This is a genomic window from Pseudoroseomonas ludipueritiae (genome assembly GCF_014490445.1).
In the GTDB taxonomy this organism is placed as follows: Bacteria; Pseudomonadota; Alphaproteobacteria; order Acetobacterales; family Acetobacteraceae; genus Pseudoroseomonas; species Pseudoroseomonas ludipueritiae.
Window position 1 is genome coordinate 1 of record NZ_JACTUZ010000366.1, and the last position, 813, is coordinate 813.

The 813-nt window shown below is 74.2% G+C and carries 1 protein-coding gene; it reads left to right on the forward strand.

Features of this window, described 5'->3' with window-relative positions; translation table 11 throughout:
* A partial coding sequence (locus IBL25_RS26405; RefSeq protein WP_367615699.1) for a CDP-alcohol phosphatidyltransferase family protein occupies positions 1-639 on the forward strand: 639 nt, incomplete at its 5' end.
* Positions 640-813: the final 174 nt, after the last annotated feature.

Sequence of the window (813 nt, forward strand, 5' to 3'; positions counted from 1 at the left end):
CGGTGGCGCAGCCCGGCGCGGCCTGGCACCTCGGCCTTGCCGGCGGCGCCTGAGCCGCGCCTGCCGCCCCCGGTCCGCCCGCCGCATCCGGAAGGGGCGGAAGCGGGGCCGTTGACCCTGCCCAACCTGATCACCCTGGCACGGCTCTGCGCCGTGCCGGGTACCATCTGGCTCATCACCCATGGCCGGCTGGACTGGGCCTTCGTGCTCTTCGCGGCCGCCGGCGCCTCGGATGGCATCGATGGCTGGATCGCCCGGCGCTGGCACCTGCGCTCCACCCTCGGCGCCATGCTGGACCCGGTGGCGGACAAGGCCCTGATGACCGGCGCCTATGTCACGCTGGCGATGATCGGCATGATGCCGGACTGGCTGGCCATCATCGTGGTCTTCCGCGACCTGCTGATCACCGGCGGCGTGCTGGTGCTCTGGCTGGCGGGCCACGCGCCGCGCATCCGGCCGCTGAAGCTCTCCAAGCTCAATACCCTGATGCAGATCCTCTTCGCGGGGCTGACGCTCTTCGTGGCGGGTTTCGGTCCGGGGCCAGGCCCTGCTATGGAGATGCTGGCCTGGGGCGTGGCCGCCGTGACCATCGCCTCCGGCCTCGCCTATGCCCGGGAAGCGGCGCGCCAGGCGCGCTGAGCGGCCAGGGGCGCAAGGCGGGTTGCGCCGGAGGACGCCGCCCCCGGCGGGCGCGTGACACAGGGTGAGCATGACCTCCGAGACCACCAAGCCTGCCGCCACCCCCGAGAACCGGGCGCGCGTCACACGGGGCGAGCCCCGCCTGCCCGCCCTGCCGCCCCTCGCCCCCGGCCC